We start from the raw sequence: 20,767 nt of genomic DNA on the forward strand, positions 1-20,767 counted from the left end.
TTGGGCGTGGCGCGCGGCCTGATCTTCAAGCGGTGCGCATGGTGTTCAGCCAAGTGCTGGAATCAGGCCTGATGGCAAGATAATTCCCCTGCCCAGATTCCTATTGTCTGACAGCTCTCATAGACTCATGCCCACTTCATTCCATGGAATGGCCTTGATGAATCGCACGCTGTGGACGTTTGTGGGTCTGTGGGGACTGGTCGCTACCACCTGGGCGGAGGAACCGCCCAAGCAGGATCCTTTACTCGATGCGCCCGTCACGGCGACCGCCACTGGCAATGACGCCCGTGGTGTATTGCGGGCGCGCAACCAGGCGGTACTGGCCAGCGAGTTGCCTGGGCGCATCCTCGAAATGCCCTATGCCGAAGGCCAGGCGTTCAAGAAGGGCGAGGTGCTGGTGCGCTTCGACTGCAGCGGCTACCAGGCCCAGCTGAATGCCGCCAACGCCGCCGTGCGCGCCGCCCGGGAAGAACTCAAGAACAAGCAGCAACTGGCTGCCCTCAACTCCGTGGGGCGCTTCGAAGTGGCCCTGGCGGAGGCGCGCCAGGCGCAGTCCCAGGCCGAGGCGCAGGTCTACCAGGTGCAGGTGCAGCGCTGTCAGGTCAAGGCGCCCTTCGACGGTCAGGTGGTGGCGCGCAAGGTCCAGCCTCACGAGAGCGTGGCCAGCGGCGCACCGTTGTTGGACGTGGTGGATAACCGCACCCTGGAAATCCATCTGCTGGTGCCCTCGCGCTGGTTGAGCCGGCTCAAGCCCGATCAGGCCTTCAGCTTCGTTCCCGATGAAACCGGCAAACCGCTGACGGCGGTGATCAAGCGCCTTGGCGCAAGGATCGACGAGGGCAGTCAGACCCTGCTGTTGATCGGCGGCCTGCCGGAAGATGCCGAGGGCCTCCTGGCCGGCATGAGCGGCACCGCCCACTTCGCGGAAACGCCATGAACGCGGCACCTCCCGGCACCGTCGAGCGCGTATTCGCGCTCTATCTCGGACTGGAGAGGCAGGCACGTCAGGCCGCCAGCACAGAGCAGCTGGCATTTGCCATGGTCAACGACGGCCAGGGGCTGTTCGGCTTCCGCCATGCCGCGTTGCTGATTGCCGGCAAGGTACGCGCCCTTACCGCCATCAGCCTGGTGGAGCCCAATGCGCCCTTCGTGGCCTTCGTCGAGCGTGCCGCCGCGCAGCTGCTCCGCCTGGGCCTACTGGACGGGCCCCGCGCAGTCGATGCCGCGTTGCTGGACGAACACTCCCGTGCGGACTGGCAAGCGCTGTCCGCCGCCCAGGCCTACTGGCTACCGCTGAAGGATCGCCGTGGCGAGGCCTTCGGCGGACTCTGGCTGGCCCGTGAGCACCCCTTCAGCGAGGCCGAGCAGGCGCTGCTGATCCAGCTCGGCGATACCTATGCTCACGCCTGGCAGGCCCTGCAGCCGCGCAAGCCCTGGCGCCTGAGCTGGCCGAAGAAGAAGCTGCTGGCCATCGCCGGTGCCCTCTGTCTGGTCCTGCTGATGCCGGTACGCCAGTCGGTGCTGGCCCCTGCTGAAGTGGTGCCCCAGGGCGGCCGGGTTGTGGCCGCGCCGCTGGACGGGGTGATCGCCGAAATCCTGGTCAAACCCAATCAGAGCGTGGCCGCCGGTGACCTGCTGGTGCGTTTCGATGCCACCAGCCTCAAGGCCCAGGCGGACGTCGCCGAGCGTGCCCTGGGCGTGGCCGAGGCCGAGCTCAAGGCCAATACCCAGCGCGCCTTTGCCGATGCCGAATCCAGTTCGCGCATCGACCTGTTGGCGGCGCGGGTCGAGCAGAAACGCGCCGAGCGCGACTACGCGCGTCAATTGTTGGCCCGCAGCGAAGTCAGGGCAGAGCGCGCGGGCATCGCCGTGTTCGCCGACGCCGAGCGCTGGACCGGCAAACCGGTACAGACCGGCGAGCGGCTGATGCAGATCGCCGACCCGGCTCAGGCCGAGCTGCGCATCGAGCTGCCGGTGGGCGACGCCATCGCGCTGCAATCTGGCGCCGAAGTGGCGCTGTTCCTCGACAGCGATCCCCTGGACCTCCACAACGCACGCCTGGAGCGCGCCGCCTACGAGGCCCAGTCCACCGCCGCCGGGCAACTGGCCTACCGCCTCGATGCCGCCTTCCTCGAAACGCCGCCGCGCATCGGCCTGCGCGGCACCGCCAAGCTGTTCGGCGACCGTGCGCCCCTGGCCTATTACCTGCTGCGCCGGCCGCTCGCCGCGCTGCGCCAGAGCCTGGGCTTCTGATGCTGCCCGCGCTGCGCTCCGACCTGCAGCTGTCACCGGCCGCGCCCGGCCTGGACGGCGCTCCCCAATGGACCCTGGCCGACCCCTTGCGCGGGCGCTATTTCAAGCTGGGCGCCGTCGCCGTGCGCCTGCTGCGCCATTGGGCGTTGAGCGATCCGCAGCGGGTGCTGGAGGCCGCCAACGCCGAACCGGGCCTGCCACTGGGCGGTGCCGAACTGGAAGAAATGCTGCGTTTCCTGCGTGGACATGACCTGATCGCCGCGTCTGATGAGGATCAACGCGCCAGTTACGCGATGAAGGCCGCCGCCCAACAGCAGAGCCTGGGCAGGCGGGTGCTGCATCAGTACCTGTTCTTTCGCATTCCGCTGTGGCGCCCGGATGCCTTCCTCAATCGTGCCTGGCCGGTGCTGGAACGCCACGGTCCCTGGCTGCTGCGCTGGGGCCTTCCGCTGGTCTTCGCCCTCGGCCTGTTCCTGGTGTCGCGGGACTGGGAACGCTTTCTCGCCACCTTTCCGCACCTGTTCAGCCTCGGCGGTGCCCTGGCCTTCGGCGCCGCCCTGACCTTCGCCAAGCTCTGCCATGAGTTCGGCCACGCCTTCATGGCCAAACGGGCCGGTTGCCGGGTGCAGAGCATGGGCCTGGCCTTCATGGTGTTGCTGCCGATGTTCTACACCGATGTCAGCGATGCCTGGCGCGTCCGGGACCGGCGCTCGCGGCTGCTGATCAGCGCCGGTGGCGTGCTGGCCGAGCTGGTGCTGGCAGTGCTGGCGCTGCTGGCCTGGTCGCTCTTGCCGGAGGGCCCGGCACGCACTGCCGCCTTCATGCTGGCCAGCGCGACCTGGATCACCACGCTGCTGATCAACCTCAACCCCTTCATGCGCTTCGACGGCTATTTCCTGCTCACTGACCTCCTGGGTGTGGATAACCTGCAGACGCGGGCCTTCGCCCTCTGCCGTTGGCGTCTGCGCGAGGCGCTGTTCGGCTACGGCGAGCCGGCACCGGAGCCCTGGCCGCCGGAAATGGCGCGGCGCCTGCTGCTCTGGGGCTACGGCTCCTGGCTGTGGCGTGCGGCGCTGTTCTTCGGCATCGCCCTGGCGGTCTACCACCTGTTCTTCAAGGTGCTGGGCATCTTCCTGATGCTGGTGGAACTGGTCTGGTTCATCGGCCTGCCCATCTGGAAGGAGCTGCTGGAGTGGTGGCAGCGCCGCGACCAGGCGAACCCGCGCAAGGTCCTGCTGACCGGCGGCGGGCTACTGGTGCTGCTGGCTCTGCTGGTACTGCCGTGGCGCAGTTCGGTCGAGGTCCCCGCGCTGCTCGAAGCCTCACGTGCCACTGCCTTGCATGCGCCGGTGGCGGCCAGGTTGAAGGCGTTGCAGGTGAAGGATGGCCAGGCGGTGGAGCAGGGCGCGCTGCTGCTGGAACTGGAATCCCCTGACCTGGACTCGCGCCAGGGCATCGTTCGCCGCGAAATCGAAATTCTCCAACTGCAGCTGCGCCGCCAGGCCGGGCGCAGTGAAACCGCCGCCGACGCCGGCATCCTCGAACAGCGACTGGCCGAGGCCGTGGCCGAATACCGCGGCCTCGCCGCCCAGCGTGAACGCCTGCAACTGCGTGCCCCCCAGGCCGGTGTCGTGCGTGACCTGCTGCCCGATCTCACGGTTGGGCGTTGGCTAAGCCCCCAGGAAGCCCTGGCGCGCGTGGTGGAGCCCGGCCAGCGCCTGCGCGGCTACCTGGCCGAGGAGTCTCTGTGGCGCGTGCAGCCGGGTGCGGAGGGCCGCTTCATCGCCGACGACCCGGCGCGCCCTGCAATTGCGGTACGGCTGGACGAGGTGGATGCCACCGGCGTCGCCTCTCTGGAGCTTGAAGCGCTCAGTTCCGATCATCACGGCCCCATCGCCGTGCGCCGCGATGCCCAGCGCCGCGCCGAGCCGGTGCAGGCCCAGTACGGCGTGCGCCTGAGCCTGCTGGACGACGACATCCACCCGGCCCAGCCCCTGCGCGGCGTGGTGGTGCTGGAGGGCGAAGGGCAGTCGCTGCTCGGCATCGCCTGGCGCCGGCTGGCGGCGCTTGGGGTGAGGGAAAGCGGTTTCTGAACAACAGCAGGGAACAAGGACGATCCAATGCCAACGCCACCACTACCGATCTGTTCGCGCCTGCCTCTGACGTTCGCGATGGCGCCCTTGCTGGACGCCCTGGGGCGGATCGACAAAGCCGCGTGGCAGGACCACTTCAATACCGGCTACTACGAGGGTGACTGGAGCGGTGTCGCCCTGATCGCTCCGGACGATGCACCGCTGCCGCTGGCGCCCGGCCAGGGCGCGCCGGTTCGCAGTGGCTGGTGGCAACGGGAGGCCGCCTGGAACGATCTGCTGGATGCCTTTCACACCACCGTGCGCAGTGCGCGCCTGCTGCGCCTGGGGCCGGGCTCACGCATTCACGAGCACTGCGACCCGGACCTCGGCCTGCCCGGCAGTGACCTGCGCCTGCATGTGCCGTTGCAGAGTCCGGCAGGCGTGGAGTTCCTCGTCGATGGCCTGCAAGCGCCCATGCAGCCGGGGGAATGCTGGTTCCTCGATCTGTCCCGCCCGCATCGTGTGGATAACCCGGGGCCGGGCGAGCGCATTCACCTGGTGCTGGATTGCCGGCCCAACGAATGGTTGCTTGGGCTTATCGAACAGGGCCTGCCCGACACGCCCGCGCTACAGCCGGGGAGGGCGGTGCAGGCTTTTGCACGATTCCGCCAGATGGTGGAGCAGGACCGGGAACTGGCGCAGCGGCTGCAGGTGCTGACCGATGTGCGCGATTTTCTGCGCGAAGCAGTCGCTCTAGGTGTCACGCGGGGCCTGAACTTTTCCGAGGCGGAAGTCCGCGCCGCGATGCGTCAGGGCAAGCAGGGATGGAACGAACAATGGAAGGCATGAACGCGCAGGATATGTACGGCTGGTTGCCCATCCGTGCCTGGCGGCGCGATGGAGAATGGCGTCTGGACTGGTGCTGGTTCGGCGAACAGCAACTGACCCGGCCGTTCTTCCGTGACGATGTCGACCTGGTCCTGCGCCTGCCCTTCAACCAGGCCTTCCGTCGTGAAACGAGGCTGGATGCACTGCTCGACTGGCAGGCCGCCAGTCCGGGCGTTGCGCCGGGCGCTTTCATCTATCACGCGTCGCGCTGCGGCTCGACCTTGATGGCGCAGATGCTGGCGGGCCTGGAGCGAAATATCGTGCTCTCTGAGCCCCCGCCGCTGGACAGCCTGCTGCGTGCCCACTTCCTCGACCCGGCCGTGCAGGACCTGCAGCCACACTGGATTCGGGCACTGTTGTCCGCCTATGGCCAGCGCCGGCTGGGCAACGAAGCGCGGTTACTGATCAAACTGGATGCCTGGAATGTCTTCGAGGCGCCGTTGCTGCATGCGTTGTACCCGGACACGCCGCGCATTTTCCTTTATCGCGATCCATTGGAAATCGTCGTTTCGCAACTGCGCCAGCCCGGCATGCACCGGGTGCCGGGGCTGCTGGGTCCATCGGCGCTGGATTTCGCCGGGACGGATGCCCAGGCCATGGCACCGCTGGAATTCACCTGCCGCCTGATCGGCCGCATCCTCGAACAGGGACTGGCACTGTGCCGGGAACAGGCTTGCGTGCCGGTGAACTACAGCGAGCTGCCCGAAGCGCTCTGGGGGCGCCTGGCGCCCATCTTCCACCTGGTCGAGGCCGACGCCCCGAAGTTGCGGGAGATTGCGGCCTTCGACGCCAAACAGCCGGCCATGTGGTTCAGTGCCGACAGCCAGCGCAAGCGCGATGAGGCCGGCGATGAGGTGCGAGCAGCCGTGGAGCGCTGGGCTGGCAAGCCCTACGAAGGGTTGGAGCAACTGCGCTGTTTAGAGCAGACGCTTCATACAGGTGTTTAGGAATACTCCCATTGATTATTAACTGAACGGTGGCTAATGGCCTTTACCTTCGGCTAATCTTTCGCCGTTGAGGTCGCGTGAAAACAGAACAATAGGTGCCGATATCCCCTCAGGGGATCGTCAGCAAGGACGCACGACGCCATGCCAATCTCCGAACTGCAACTTCGCCCCATTGCCGAAGCTGACCAGGCGTTCCTGCGTGAGCTCTACGCGACCACCCGAGCCCATGAGATGCACCAGGTCCCCTGGGACCAGGCTGCCATCGACGCCTTCCTTACCCAGCAGTTCGACGCCCAGCACCGCTATTACCAGGAGCACTATCACGATGCGCAGTTCTCGCTGATCTGCCATCAGGGCCAGTCCGTTGGCCGGCTGTATGTGTTCCGCGGGCCGAACACCCTCAATCTGATGGATATCGCCCTGCTGCCCGAATGGCGGCGGCAGGGCATTGGCACGCGCTACCTGGAAGCACTGGTTCGCGAGGCGGACGAGACCGGCAAGTCGATCCGTCTGTTCGTCGAGGCCACCAATCCGGCCCGGCGTCTTTATGACCGCTTCGGCTTCGTCGTCACTGGCGACAATCGCGTCTACCTGCAGATGCAGCGCGCGGCCAGGACCTCTTTCGCACAGGACGTATTCGCATGAGCCAGATCCCCAGTCGGCAGGACTTCGAGCAGCAGCTCCATCAGCCCTGGCAGCTCAGTTGGGGCAGCGGCGAGGGCGTTGCTGTCACCCTGATTGAGGTGAGCGAGGGCGCGCCAATGAACGCGCGCCATGAATGTTACAGCGCGATCTTCGCGCAACCCGCCGGCGTCCAGCTGCCCCAGCACACTTACCAGTTGCGTAGCCCCGGCAACGCCGAATGGACAGTGCTGCTGTGTCCGATCGGACCGGACGAGGACGGTGAACGTCATTTGTTGCAGGCAGTGTTCCACTGCCGCAAGGCCCAGTAGGTCGGGCCTCGTACGAAAGGTTGTCCCGCGCACCGATGCGCACCCTGCCGCAGAGCGGCATCAACAAGGAGCAACAGCAATGAGCGACCCCTTCCTCGGCGAGATTCGTATGGTTGGCTTCAACTTTGCCCCCCGTAGCTGGGCCTTATGCCAGGGCCAGATAATGGGAATCTCGCAGAATTCCGCCCTGTTCTCGCTGCTCGGCACCATGTACGGCGGCAATGGCCAGACGACCTTCGCACTGCCGGACTTCCGTGGCCGCAGCCCGGTGGGCCAGGGCCAGGGACTGGGCCTGAGTCCGATCACCGTCGGTGAAGTGAGCGGCACGGAGAACGTGACCATCCTCTCTAACCAGATGCCCGCCCACACCCATACCGCCACCCCTGTCAGCAACTCCATCACGGCGTCCGGTCAGGCCACCATCCCCGCCGCGACCGCCGGTACCACCCAGGCCAACCCGGGGCCGACCACCGTCCTTGGCCCGATCGCGGCCGGTGGCCGAGCCGGCACCCTGTATTCCACCGGCACCGCTGACACCAATCTGGCGCCGTTCAACGTCAGCGTGCTGGGCGACATGCCGGGCATCACCATCGGCCTGTCCGGTGGCAGCCAGCCCCTGGATATCCGCAACCCCTACCTGGGTACCAACTTCGTGATCGCACTGGAAGGGATCTTCCCGTCGCGTAACTGAAACCGGTCCGCTTCCGGCGGAGAACCGGAGTCGTGACGATAGGGAGGGGGAAGGCGAAGCTCGTCTTCCCCCTCATTGAAGGGAAGTAGGAGGTGTTCCATGTGGCGGAAGAAGACTGACCGCGAGCAAATGGCCGGCCAACCGGCTCGCTCGGCGCTTGCCCTGGCGCTCGAAGCACGAATGATGTTCGACGGCGCAGTCGCTGCTACCGCAGTGGAAGCGGCAGATTCCGCAGCGGCCTCCGATGTCACTGATGCACAGGGCAGCCAGGCGGACGCGACGCAGCACGACAGCGCGACCGACAACCTGGCCGCGACCCCGTCGGGCACTGCCGACAACCGCCAGGAAGTGGTGTTCGTTGACAGTCAGGTGAAGGACTACCAACAGCTCATCGGCGGCCTCAAGCCCGGCACCGAGGTGGTGGTGCTGGACGCGAACAAGGACGGCCTGCAGCAGATCGCCGACTACCTCGAGGGCCGCAGTGGCATCGACGCGATCCACGTCATTAGCCATGGTGAAGTCGGCAAGGTGCAGTTGGGCAACGACTGGCTGGAAAGTGGTGACATCGCCGCTCGCAGTGAGCTGCTGAATGCCATTGGCCAGACCCTGTCCAACGAGGGCGACATTCTGTTGTACGGCTGCCAGATCGGCGCCAATGGGGAAGGACAGGCGTTCATTGATGACCTGGCTGCCGCCGCCGGGGCCGATGTTGCCGCTTCCAGCGACCTGACCGGTGCGTCATCGAAGGGTGGGGACTGGGTACTGGAAAGCCGCAGCGGGCTCGTTGAAACGTCCGCGATAGACGGGGCCGGCTACGAACACCTGCTCCTCGCGCCAGCGGATGAGAACTACGACGATGATGCCGGCCAGTCCTTCAACAACGTCGCCGTTTTCAACTTTGATGGCGTCAAGTACACCATCACGGGAAGCGGCGGGAATGGCTATTCCCACTCGATCAGTAACGACCCCTTTTCCCCTCTGGGCGATGGCGTGTCCGACTACTATTTGCTGTTCGACTCGACCGGACTCAATGGCATAAGCAGTATCAAGGTCGAGGCCACCGATGGCAGTGCATTCCGGCTGCTGGGGTTGTCCATTGATGCGATAGCCGATGGAAATGTCTCCATCACGCCCAATGGCGGTAGCGCAATCAACTACACCAGTAACGGCGTTTTCGTTACGGCGGAGAACATCAACCTTTCCGCCAATACCCAGTTCCACAACATCACCAGTTTCACGATTTCCGGCGGAAATCTGCTGCTCAACCTGGACGATCTGAATTTCGATTCGCCACAGGTAATTCCCAGCCTGACCTCGGCGACCGTCGCCGATACCAACCTCAAGGCCGGCGAGACGTCGCTGGTGACCTTCACATTCAGCACCGCCGTGAGTGGATTCACCACCGCTGACCTCACTGTCGATAACGGCGTTATCACCGGGCTCAGCAGCAGCGACGGCGGCATCACCTGGACAGGCACCCTCACCCCCAACGCTTCCGTCACAGATTCCAGCAACCTGATCGCGGTCAATCTCGCCGGGGTCACCTCCGTCAGCACCGGCACTGCCGGTTCGGGCACGGCAAATTCCAACAACTACGCCATCGACACCCAGCTCCCGACGGTCACCTCGGTCTCCTCATCGACGGCCAACGGCACTTACAAGGCCGGTGACGTCATTGCTGTCACCGTGAGCTTCAGCGAGGCCGTGACGGTTACCGGCGCTCCGCAGCTCACCCTGGAAACCGGTGCCACCGACCGGGTGGTCAACTACAGCAGTGGGTCGGGTACCAACACCCTGACCTTCAACTACACAGTGCAAGCCGGCGACACCAGTGCAGACCTGGACTATCTCAGCACCGGCGGGCTGGCCCTCAATGGCGGCAGCATTCGCGATGCCGCCAGCAACGACGCCACCCTGACACTGGCCTCACCGGGCGCCGCCGGCTCGCTGGGCGCGAACAAGAACATCGTGATCGATTCCGCCCCGAGCATCGGAAACGTCAACGGTGACAGCGTCGCCTGGGCTGGAGTCGGCAGCACCGTCAATCTCGATTCGGGCAGCAACGCCGTCCTCAGCGATACCGAGAAGGGGGCGCTCAATGGCGGCAATGGCAACTGGTCGGGCGCGATCCTGACCGTGCAGCGCTCGGGCACAGCCGTTCCCGCAGATACCTTCGGCTTCGACACGTCGGGTGCATTGTTCACGGTCAACGGCAGCAACCTGGAGTCCGGTGGCCAGACCTTCGCGACCTTCACCAGCGTCAACGGCGTGCTGACGATCACCTTCACCAGCAGCGGCACCGCCGCCACGACCGCGCTGATCAATAATGTGGCGCAGCGCGTCACCTACCAAAACAATACGCCGGCTGGTGACGCCACCATCCAGTACGCCCTGAGTGACGGCACCTCCACTGCCACGGCCAATGTCACGGTCACCAGTGACACCATCTACGTCACTAACACCAGCGATGTTTCGACTATCGACGCCAGCAACGGTGTGGGCCTGCGTGAGGCGGTCGCCATCGCGGCGGCTGATGCGACGGGTACGCAGACCATCATTCTCGACAGCGGTATGGCGACCCAGACCATCACCCTTGGCTCCGGTCTCAGCCTTGGCGAGAGCCTGAATTTCAATGCCGATTCGGCTTCAGGTCTGATCATCAGCGGCAGCACCATCACCTTGGGCGGCGGCACCACGCTGAGTTTCGTGAATGGGAGCGGCGACACCGCGACCGTCAACAGTGCCATCGCCGGGAGCGGCGCACTGGCCAAGTCCGGCGCCGGCACCCTGACGCTGGGGTCCACCAGCAACTCCGCCCTCTGGTCCGGGGCAGTGTCGGTGACGGGCGGAACGCTCAATGCCGACACCGGGTCGCGTCTGTCGACTGGGAGCCTGACACTGGATGGCGGCACCCTGGCCATGACCGTGACCGGGGCGGCGGGAACGACCACCACGTTCACCAACGCCATTACCCTGGGCACGGGCGGCGGCACCATCAGCGTCGCCGGTGGCGGCGGTGCCAACATCGCCAATTTCTCTGGCGTGATTTCCGGCAGCGGCAGCCTGACCAAGACGACTGCGGCGATCCTGCAGCTCAGCGGCAATAACACCTACACCGGTGCCACCAACGTGAGTAGTGGCACCCTGATCGCCAACCACGCCAATGCACTGGGTACCACTGCGGGCGGGACCACCGTCAGCGATGGCGCGACGGCGCGTATTGCCGGCGCCCTGACCATCGCCGAGTCCTTCACCATCAGCGGCACGGGTAAACAAGTCAGCGCCGTCGACTACGGCGCCATTCACCTGACCTCGGGCAGCAGTACCCTGAGCGGCACTATCACCTTCGCCGGCGACACCGACATCAGCGCCGCCTCCGGCAGCACCCTGACCCTCACCGGAGCCCTCAGCGGTGTGTCCAACCTGAACAAAACCGACAGCGGCACGCTGGTCCTCTCCAACAGTGGCAACGAGGCGGGCCATACCGGAGGCACCACTGTCACCGGCGGCACACTGTCGATCGCCAACGACGACTACCTGGGTTCCGGCACGATCACGCTGAATGGCGGCACCCTGGGCATCACCGGCGCCACCACGATCGACAACGCCATCGCGCTGGCCTCCGCCTCGACCATCAGCAACACCGCCAACGCTACCCTCAGCGGCGTCCTCAGCGGCAGCGGCACCCTGACCAAATCCGGTGCCAGTACTCTGACCCTGTCCGGGAGCAACATCCACAGCGGCGCCGTCAACCTCACCGCCGGCGGCCTGACCCTGAGCGGCGGTTCGGCGCTCGGCAACACCAGCGCGGTGACGCAGTCGGCCAGCACTGTGCTGACCGTCTCCACCGCCGAGACCATCGGTTCCCTGGCAGGCAGCGGCAGCGTGGTACTCAACGCCGCGCTGACCGCCGGCGGTGACAACACCAGCACTACGTATTCCGGTGTGATCTCGGGCACGTCCGGCCTCACCAAGGCAGGCAGCGGCACGCTGACGCTGACCGGCAACAATGCCTACACCGGCGCCACCAACGTGTCGGCGGGCGGACTGACGCTCAACCGCGTCGGCGGTGCGCTGGACGACAACACGTCGGTGGCGGTGGCGTCCGGCGCGACCCTGACCGTCGCGGCCGACGAGACCATCGACGCCTTGTCCGGCGCCGGTACGGTGGCCCTCGGCACCTCCGCGCTTTCGATCGGCATCAACGGCACCAGCAGCACCTTCTCCGGCGCGATCACCGGGTCCGGCACCTTGACGCTGGATGGCGGCGGCACCTTCACGCTGTCCGGTACCAACAGCGGACAGAGCTGGGGGATGCAGGTATTGAGCGGCGGCACCGTTTCGGTCGCCGGCGACGCCAATCTGAGCAGCGGAACCGTGCAGCTGAACGACGGCACGCTGTCGGTCACCAGCTCCGGGACCGTCGATAATGCGATCACACTGGGCGCGAGCGCCGGCAGCGTCTCGGTGGGCTCCGGCCTGGCCGTCAGCCTGAGCGGCGCGATCGGCGGCGCCGGCGCCCTGACCAAGACCGGCAGCGGTACGCTGACCCTGTCGGGAGGCAACAACTACTCGGGTACCACCACCGTTTCCGCCGGTACCCTGGCGGTAAATGGCAGCACTGCCAGTGCGACCATCGTGGGCAGCGGCGCCACGCTGGCCGGCAGTGGCATCCTGGGTGGCAATGTGACGGTGCAGAGCGGCGGTACCCTGTCACCCGGCATCAGTGGCGTCAACAACGGTGCCGGCCTCCTGACCATCAACGGTAACCTGCAGATGAGCGCGGGCAGCACTCTGGCGGTCGAGATCAACGGCACCTCGGCCGGTAGCCAGTACGACCAGGTGGTGGTCAACGGCACCGTGAACGTCTCTGGCGCTACCCTGGCCGTCACCCACAGCTATGCGTCAGGGCTGGGCGATATCTACAACATCATCAACAACGATGCCGCCGATGCCATCACCGGGACCTTCAGTGGCCTGGCGGACGGCGCTACCACCACCGCAGGTGGCAACGGCACGGTATTGACCGCCATGTACACCGGCGGCACCGACAACGAGTTTTCCCTGATCGCGCCGACCAACGCGGCACCCGTCGTCGGCAACTTCAATGGTGGCAACAGCCATACCGAAGGCGGCGCGGCCACCGTGATCGATACCGATGCCAGTGTGTCCGATGCGGACCTGGACCCGCTGAACGGTGGCAACGGCAACTACGACGGTGCCTCCCTGGTCGTGGTGCGCAATGGTGGCGCCAATGCCAGCGATCTGTTCGGATTCCTCAATGGCAATGGCATCACCCTGGTGGGCAGCAACCTGGTCAAGAACGGCCAGGTGATCGGCAGCTTCGACACCAGCACAAGCGGCCAACTGACCCTGACCTTCACCGACGCCAACGGCCAGATTCCGACCACTGCGGACGTGAACAACATCCTGCAGCAACTGACCTATGCCAGCGCGTCCAGCGACCCGGCTGCCAGTGTGACGCTGAACTGGACCTTCGCCGATGAGCTGGGCGCTACCGCTGCGGGCAGTGCCGTCGTCAACATCGTCGCGGTCAACAACGCGCCTACCGCCACCGCAACCGGCGCAAGCCCGACCCATACCGAGAACGGCAGCGCCGTCGACCTGTTCAGCGGCGTCAGTATCGGCACGGTGGAAGCCGGCCAGAGCATCACCGGCCTGACCTTCACCGTCAGCGGCCTGGCCAACGGCGCCAGCGAAATCCTCAGCATCGATGGGACTGATATCGCCCTGGTCAATGGCAGTAGTGGGACCACCGGCGGCAGCGGCATCAGCTACAGCGTCGGCCTGGTGGGCGGCACCGCCACCATCACCCTGACTCACGCCGGCATCAGCACTGCCAGCGTTCAGACCGTGATCGACGGCATGACCTACCGCAACAGCAGCGAGGCGCCGGCCGCCGGCAATCGCGTGGTCACCCTGACCAGCGTTCGCGACAGCGGCGGCACCAGCAATGGCGGAGTGGACACCAGCAGCCTCGCGATTGCGGCCACCGTGAACGTGGTAGCGGTCAATGATGCACCGGTCATCACGGCACCGGGCTCCATTAGTGTCAGCGAAGACGTCGCCCAGTCCCTGACGGGCATCTCCTTCAGCGATGTGGATGCCGGTACCGGCAACGTGACCGTGACCTTCAGCGTGGCCAGCGGCAGCCTGGGCGCCATCAGCGGCAGTGGCGTCACCGTGGCCGGTTCCGGCACCGGTACGCTGACCCTTGTCGGCACCGTCGGCGATATCAACGCCTTCATCGCCGCCAGTGGCGTGAGCTTCACAACCGCTGCCAATGCCACGGCCAACGTGACCCTGAGCATCGGCATCGACGACGGCGGCAATACCGGTACCGATCCGGGCAACTCCGGTACCGGAACCTCCGAAGCCGACAGCACCACGGTCACCCTGGCGGTCACCGCGGTGAACGATGCACCGGTCAACAACCTGCCGGTGGCCCAGGGCACTGACCAGGACGCGAACCTGGTGTTCAACGCCGGCAATGGCAACCTGATCAGCATCAGCGATGTGGATGTCGGCGGCGGCAACCTGGAGGTGACCCTGACCGCCAGCAACGGCCTGATTTCCCTGGGCAGCATCACGGGCCTCAGCTTCATCACGGGCGATGGCACTGGCGATGCCACCCTGACCTTCACCGGTTCTCTGGTGGACATCAACAACGCCCTGAACGGCCTGACCTTCAGCCCAACCGCCGGCTACAACGGGCCTGCCAGCCTCCAGATCAGCACCAGCGATCTGGGAGGCAGCGGCAGCGGCGGCATCCAGACCGACACCGACACCCTCAATATCACCGTCAACCCGATCAATCCGGTGATCACCGGCATTGGCGTCAGCAATCCGGATGGCGGCTACAAGGTGGGTGATGTCATCACCGTCACCATCAGCTTCGACCAGACCGTGATCGTCGACACCACCGGCGGCGTGCCTTCGCTGCTGCTGGAAACCGGCCTGCTGGACCGCAACGCCACCTACGTTTCCGGCTCGGGCAGCAACACCCTGACCTTCAGCTACACCGTGCAGGCGGGTGACGTCAGTGCCGACCTGGACTATCAGTCCACCGGTGCCCTCGCCCTGAACGGCGGGACCATCCGCAACGCCAGCAGCGACGATGCCATCGTTACCCTGCCGGCCGTGGGCGGCGCCGATTCCATCGCCGGGCAGCACGACATCGTCATCGACGGCCTCGTGCCGCAGGTCACCAGCGTGACCGTGCCGGCCAATGGCACCTATGTGGCGGGGCAGAATCTCGATTTCACCGTCAACCTCAGCGAAGCGGTAACCGTCGACACCACCGGCGGCACGCCGCGCATCGCCATCACCCTGGACGGCGGCGGCACCGTCTTTGCCGACTACGTCAGCGGCAGCGGCACCACCGCGCTGGTGTTCCGCCTGACCGTCAGCAGCGGCCAGTTGGATACCAATGGCATCAGCGTCGGCGGCGCCATCCTGGCCAATGGCGGCACCTTGCGTGATGGCGTGGGCAATGACGCCAATACCACCCTGAACAATGTCGCCAGCACCACCGGCGTGCGGGTGGATGCGGTGGTGCCCACCGTGAGCAGCGTCACGGTACCGATCGGCCTTCCCTACAACGGCGGCGACACCCTGACCTTCGTGGTCAACGCCAGCGAGGCGGTGTTCGTCAATGGCACGCCGCGCCTCGCGCTGGATATCGGTGGCACCACCGTGTTCGCCAACTACGTGGCGGGTTCCGGTACCTCGACCCTGGTGTTCCAGTACACCATCCAGGCCGGTGACAACGATGCCAACGGCATTGCCGTGACCGGACTGGCCGCCAACGGCGGCACCCTGCGGGACGGGGCCGGCAATGACCTGAACCTGTCGCTGAATAACATCGGCAATACCAGTGGCGTGATCGTCGACACCGTGGCACCGAGCCCGAGCGGTATCGTCACCGTCGATCCGTCGTCGACCAATGCCGGCAGCGTGCGCTACACCGTGACCTTCAGCGAAGACGTCAGCGGCGTGGACCTCAGCGATTTCGTCCTGGTTGGCGCGGGTACTTCCGGCAACCTGAGCAGCCTGGTGCAGATCGATGCGCGCACCTATCAGGTCACCGTCAGCGGCGTGGTCGGCACCGGCACCCTGGGGCTCAACCTCAACGGCTCCGCTACCGGCATCGTCGATGCTGCCGGCAACGCCATCACCGGTGGCCTGACCGGCGCGGTGTACAACGTCGACCGCGACGTACCCACCGTCACCAGCGTCGGCGTTCCGGTCGGCGTGCACTACAACGCCGGCGATACGCTGACCTTCGTGGTCAACGCCAGCGAAGCGGTGATCGTCAACGGCACGCCGCGCCTGGCCATCGACATGGGCGGCACCACCGTGTTCGCCGACTACGTGGCGGGCTCCGGCAGCAACACGCTGGTGTTCCAGTACACGGTCCGCGCCGGTGACAACGATGCCAACGGCATCGCCGTCACTGGCCTGGTGGCCAACGGCGCGACCCTGCGTGATGCCATCGGCAATGCGATGAACCTGACGCTGAACGGCGTCGGCGACATCCACGGCGTAACCGTCGACACCACGGCGCCGGGCGCCAGTGCAACGGTCGCACCGCTGCCCACGCCCGGCAGCGTGCAGTACACCGTGACCTTCGATGAGGACGTCAGCGGCGTCGACCTCGGCGACTTCAACCTGGTGACCACCGGCAATGTCACCGGCACCCTGCAATCGCTGACACAGGTCGATAGCCGTACCTTCCTGGTCACGGTCAGCAACGTCGCGGGCGCCGGTACCCTCAGCCTCGCGCTGAACGCCACCGGTACCCTGATCACCGATAACGCCGGCAACGCCATGCTCAGCGGGCTTTCCGCGCAGACCTACAGCGTGCAGCAGAACGACGGCGATCCGGAGTTCCGCGCCAACCCGCCGGTCCTCCTGCCGCCAGAGCCGACGGTACCGTTTGACCCGGTGCAGCCCAACGTGCCGCCGCCACCCTTCACCTCGCCGCTCATTCCGCCGCCGCTGTTCGAGCAGCCGACGCTGGGCAGCGGCATTCCGACCCTGGGCAATATCTTCATCAACCAGGGCGCCCTGGCGCCCAGCTTCATCGCCCAGGTATTCGCCAGCAGCGACAGCTTCGGCGACGGTTCGGGCAGGGGCTTCCTCGGCTTTGGTGGTGGCGATGCCAATGTGTTCGGCAGCAGCAGCCTGTCCGGCTTCTTCAACAAGGAGGTGCCGCAGGACGGCGAGGAGATGAAGCTGTTCGACGGCAAGCAATGGCATGGCGCCGGGGAGGGCGGCCAGGGCCATCGTGGCAGCTCTGGCGCACCGACGCTGACGCAGCAGTTGCAGGACATGCAGGAACGGGAGCATCGCCAGGTTCGGGACCTGGCCATGGCACTGGGGCAGATCCAGGCGGATCGCCCGCAGGCGTGAACAACAGCGAATCAGAGATCTGTAAGTGCCGTGTCTAGGGGGCGGCCCAAGGATGAGCAAAGCAGCGAAGCTTTTCACCGTCAGCGTGCTGGCGCTGGCGGTCACCGGATGCGCGGTGACCAGCCAGCCCATCGACCGTAGCGTCAGCGAGCAGCGTGCCCGCCAGGATATGGCGAGCATGTTTAAGGACCAAGAGCCCCTCAGCGGGCCCCTGACCCTGCACGAGGCCATGGCCCGTGCCGTGAAGTACAACCTCGAAGCGCGCCTCAAGGTGATGGAGGAAGCCCTGGCCAAGCGCCAGGTGGACCTGGCCAGTTTCGACATGCTGCCGCGCATGGCCATGGAAGCGGGCTACGCCGGGCGCAACAACGTCAGCGCCTCGAGCAGCCAGAGCGTGCTGACCAACACCCAGTCCCTGGAACCGTCCACCTCCCAGGACCGCGACCGTGGCGTGGCGGACCTGACCATGGTGTGGAACGTGTTGGACTTCGGCGTCAGCTATGTCAGCGCCAAGCAACAGGCTGATCAGCGCCTGATCGTCCAGGAGCGCCGCCGCAAGGTGGTTCACACCATCATCCAGGACGTGCGCTCGGCCTACTGGCGGGCGGTGGCGGCCGATCGCCTGCTCCAGCAGATCGACAGCCTGATGGCCCGGGTCGACGACGCTCGTAACAACAGCCAGGTCATGAGCCAGCAGCGCATTGGCGACCCGGTGCAGGCCCTGAGCTACCAGCGTGCCCTGATCGAGGCCACCCGCCAGTTGGAAGAGCAGCGTCGCGCGTTGTCCCTGGCCAAGACCGAACTGGCGGCGCTGATCAATCTGCCGCTGAACAGCGACTTCACCCTGGCCGCTGACGAGGGCTATCAGGTGCCGGAACTCAAGGTGGATATCGCCCGCCTGGAGGAGGAGGCCCTGGCCAGCCGCCCCGAACTGCGCGAGCAGGACTACCAGGCGCGCATCAGCGCCGCCGAAACGCGCAAGGCCATGCTGCGCCTGTTGCCGGGCCTGGAGTTCTCGGCTGGCGGCCATTACGACAGCAACTCCTTCCTGGTGAACCAGAGCTGGGCCGACTATGGAGTGAAGGTCACCTGGAACCTGTTCAATGCACTGTCGGCGCCGGCTGCCATCGACGTCGCCAAGGCTGGCGAGTCCGTGGCCGCGGCCCGGCGCCAGGCCATGTCCATGGCCGTCCTGGCGCAGCTTTACGTGGCCAACGCCAACTACCACGAGGCTCAGCGCCAGTTCCAGACCAGCCAGCAACTGGCCGAGCTGGACGGGCAGATCGCCGAGCAGCTGCGTAACCGCTACAAGACCCAGAGCATTGGCGAGCTGGACCTGATCCAGGGCGAGCTCAACACGCTCCAGGCTCAGCTCAAGCGTGATCTGTCCTACGCCGAGCTGCGTAACGCTTATGCCCAAGTCTTCGTCAGCGCCGGTGTCGACCCGCTGCCGAACGCCCTGCCGGACAGCAACCTGAGCACCATCGCCAGCGCGCTGGAGAGCAGCGAATCGCGTTGGGCGAGTGGGGATATCGGGGCCAAGTAGGTTGGTGCCGAGCGCAGCGAGGCCCAACGTAGCGACGGCAGGTAATGCCGCGTTGGGCTTCGTACCTCAGCCCAAACTACGGGATCGAGGCGTGCCGGCTATCTCGCTGCAGCAGGCGCGAATCACAGGGGCCGGGGGGAGTGTGGGCCGGTACTAGTGAGCATGCCCCTCCCCATGCCCGTGCCCCTCGTCTTCAGCCATTCCCTCGCCATGCCCATGGGGAGCGCTTTCCCCACCGCCGTGCTGGTGTCCCTCACTGCTGGCCACCAACTGGCGGTACTCGGCGGGCTCCATCTCCGGCAGCCGCTGGACAAAGGCGACCAGGCCCCAGATGTGTTCGTCACCCATGCTCTTGCCCCAGGCCGCCATCCCGGTGGCTTTGAGGCCGTGCTTGATCACCCAGAACGCCTCCGCCGGGCCACCGTCCACACCCTGGCGGGCGAGGTTGGGTGGGGCGGGGTAGAGGGCCTGGCTCAGCTCGGTGGGCTCCACGCCGGGGGCGAGGTGGCAGCCGACGCACATGGCGTCGTAGTTGCCGGCACCGGCACGGACAAGCTCGGCATTGTCGAGGGGAGGCACCTGGATATCCCGCGCGCGGACTTCGATGGAGCGGTCTCGCGCGGCAGTGAGAAACGCATGCACCAGGGAGAAGTGAGGGTCGTCGGCGGCGACGTTCACCACACCGCTGTAGACCACGCCACCCACGCCGGCGGCGGCTACCAGGCCGGCGAGGGCCAGGGTCTTTATTGTTCTTTTCATGGAAGGGGTCTCAGAACCAGAAGCGGATACCGGCGACGAAGCGGGCTTCGTCGTTGTCCTCACCTTCCTCGCGGGCGAAGTCGGCGGTGTTGCCGTAGTTGCGGTTCCAGCTTACGCCTATGTAGGGCGCGAACTCGCGGACGATCTCGTAGCGCAGGCGCAGGCCCACCTCGGTGTTGCCCAGCCCCGAGCCGACGCCGCGCTCGTGGTCATTGCGGCCGTAGAGGTTCACTTCCGCCGTGGGCTGCAGGATCAGCCGGTTGGTTAGCAGGATGTCGTACTCGCCTTCCAGGCGTAGGGCGCTCTGACCGTTCTCGCCGAAAAAGGCCGTGGCCTCGGTCTCCAGGCCATACAAGGGCATGCCTTGCACGCCGAAGGCCGCCCAGGTCTGCGGTGAGCCGGGCTTGAAGTCCTGGCGCACGCCGCCCACCAGTTCCCACCAGGGGCTGATCGCGCGGCCATAGAGCGCCTGCACTTCGGCTTCCTCGGTCTTGCCGTTGGCGCGTTCGCCTTCCGAGCGGAACCAGAATCGATTGATGTCGCCGCCGATCCAGCCGGAGGCGTCCCAGTTCAACACGGCAGCGTCGTCAGCGTCCTGGTACTCCAACTTGTCCATCAGGAACAGGCTGTTGATGCCACCGGTGTGCATGTGGTGGGGCGGCAGCGGTGGGAAGGCAGCGGCGCGGTCGGCCTCGGTCGGCACCGGGATAGGCGTGCGGCTGCCATAGCCGGACGGCTGGGACGGGGCCTTTTCGTCTTGTTTCATCTGGCCATGGTTCATCTGGCGGTGGTCCATGGCGCCGTGATCCATCTGATCGTGGTTCATCTGGCTGTGGTCCATGGCGCCATGATCCATGGTTTCCGCCGCCCCAGCGCTACCGGCCGCGGCAAGGGCCACGGCCAGGGCGAGCAGGGCAGGGCGCTTGAGGCTACTGGTCATCGTTGCGATCCGTCCTGGGCTTGCCGTCGTGGCCCTGTTGCATGGCGCCATGGTCCATCTTGCCGTGGTCCATGCCCTTCATCTTGCTGTGATCCATCCCTTGCATCTGGCTGTGGTCCATACCCTGCATCTTGCTGTGGTCCATGCCCTGCATCTGGCCATGGTTCATCGATTGTGGGTCAGCGGCCTTGGCCTTCTGGTCGTTCCCGGCCCAGGCGGCGGGCGCCAGCAGGGCGAAGGCCAGTGCGGCGGCGGTGAGGGTCTGCATGTGCTTGCTCATAGG

12 protein-coding genes and 1 pseudogene are annotated in these 20,767 nt (G+C 65.9%); 10 read left to right on the plus strand and 3 right to left on the minus strand.

The window, feature by feature from the left end:
• Window positions 1-157 precede the first annotated feature (157 nt).
• The 10 genes from TQ98_RS07115 to TQ98_RS07160 all read left to right on the plus strand — a co-directional run bounded on the left by TQ98_RS07115 (window position 158) and on the right by TQ98_RS07160 (window position 18,785).
• Window positions 158-937: an efflux RND transporter periplasmic adaptor subunit gene (locus TQ98_RS07115; RefSeq protein WP_044871595.1), complete on the plus strand. Its 780-nt coding sequence runs from the start codon at window positions 158-160 to the stop codon at window positions 935-937.
• A complete protein-coding gene (locus tag TQ98_RS07120; RefSeq protein ID WP_044871594.1) occupies window positions 934-2,253 on the plus strand; it encodes an HlyD family efflux transporter periplasmic adaptor subunit in 1,320 nt (439 codons plus the stop codon). Before TQ98_RS07115 ends, TQ98_RS07120 begins: the two co-directional genes overlap by 4 nt.
• Window positions 2,250-4,346, plus strand: a complete 2,097-nt coding sequence (locus TQ98_RS07125) for a biotin/lipoyl-binding protein (protein ID WP_177410212.1) — start codon at window positions 2,250-2,252, stop codon at window positions 4,344-4,346. Before TQ98_RS07120 ends, TQ98_RS07125 begins: the two co-directional genes overlap by 4 nt.
• 27 nt (window positions 4,347-4,373) lie before the next feature.
• Window positions 4,374-5,174, plus strand: coding sequence for an aspartyl/asparaginyl beta-hydroxylase domain-containing protein (locus TQ98_RS07130; protein WP_044871592.1), 801 nt, complete (start codon window positions 4,374-4,376; stop codon window positions 5,172-5,174).
• Complete coding sequence (locus TQ98_RS07135; RefSeq protein WP_044871591.1) at window positions 5,162-6,160, plus strand: sulfotransferase; 999 nt, start codon at window positions 5,162-5,164, stop codon at window positions 6,158-6,160. The genes TQ98_RS07130 and TQ98_RS07135 overlap by 13 nt, the downstream gene beginning before the upstream one ends.
• Before the next feature lie 141 nt (window positions 6,161-6,301).
• The gene (locus TQ98_RS07140; RefSeq protein ID WP_044871590.1) at window positions 6,302-6,805 is read left to right on the plus strand and encodes an N-acetyltransferase; all 504 of its coding nucleotides are present in this window, start codon (window positions 6,302-6,304) and stop codon (window positions 6,803-6,805) included.
• Window positions 6,802-7,113, plus strand: coding sequence for a hypothetical protein (locus TQ98_RS07145; RefSeq protein ID WP_044871589.1), 312 nt, complete (start codon window positions 6,802-6,804; stop codon window positions 7,111-7,113). Before TQ98_RS07140 ends, TQ98_RS07145 begins: the two co-directional genes overlap by 4 nt.
• Window positions 7,114-7,192: 79 nt before the next feature.
• The gene (locus tag TQ98_RS07150; RefSeq protein ID WP_044871588.1) at window positions 7,193-7,804 is read left to right on the plus strand and encodes a tail fiber protein; all 612 of its coding nucleotides are present in this window, start codon (window positions 7,193-7,195) and stop codon (window positions 7,802-7,804) included.
• A gap of 99 nt (window positions 7,805-7,903) precedes the next feature.
• Window positions 7,904-17,239 carry a DUF4347 domain-containing protein gene (locus tag TQ98_RS07155; RefSeq protein ID WP_052659165.1) on the plus strand — a complete coding sequence of 3,112 codons (9,336 nt, stop codon included), beginning with the start codon at window positions 7,904-7,906 and terminating at the stop codon, window positions 17,237-17,239.
• Between the two features lie 52 nt (window positions 17,240-17,291).
• On the plus strand, window positions 17,292-18,785 hold the full coding sequence (locus TQ98_RS07160; RefSeq protein ID WP_044871587.1) for a TolC family protein: 1,494 nt from the start codon (window positions 17,292-17,294) through the stop codon (window positions 18,783-18,785).
• A 201-nt stretch (window positions 18,786-18,986) separates the two neighbouring features.
• Here the strand turns inward: TQ98_RS07160 and TQ98_RS07165 are convergent.
• The 3 genes and pseudogenes from TQ98_RS07165 to TQ98_RS07175 form a co-directional block, all read right to left on the minus strand.
• A pseudogene (locus tag TQ98_RS07165) lies at window positions 18,987-19,544 on the minus strand (cytochrome c); the annotation flags it as partial.
• Between the two features lie 10 nt (window positions 19,545-19,554).
• A complete protein-coding gene (locus TQ98_RS07170) occupies window positions 19,555-20,484 on the minus strand; it encodes a copper resistance protein B (protein ID WP_044871585.1) in 930 nt (309 codons plus the stop codon).
• Window positions 20,474-20,764: a hypothetical protein gene (locus TQ98_RS07175; RefSeq protein ID WP_103102901.1), complete on the minus strand. Its 291-nt coding sequence runs from the start codon at window positions 20,762-20,764 to the stop codon at window positions 20,474-20,476. Before TQ98_RS07175 ends, TQ98_RS07170 begins: the two co-directional genes overlap by 11 nt.
• Window positions 20,765-20,767 lie beyond the last annotated feature (3 nt).

The sequence above is a fragment of the Pseudomonas sp. LFM046 genome, from assembly GCF_000949385.2.
In the GTDB taxonomy this organism is placed as follows: domain Bacteria; phylum Pseudomonadota; class Gammaproteobacteria; order Pseudomonadales; family Pseudomonadaceae; genus Metapseudomonas.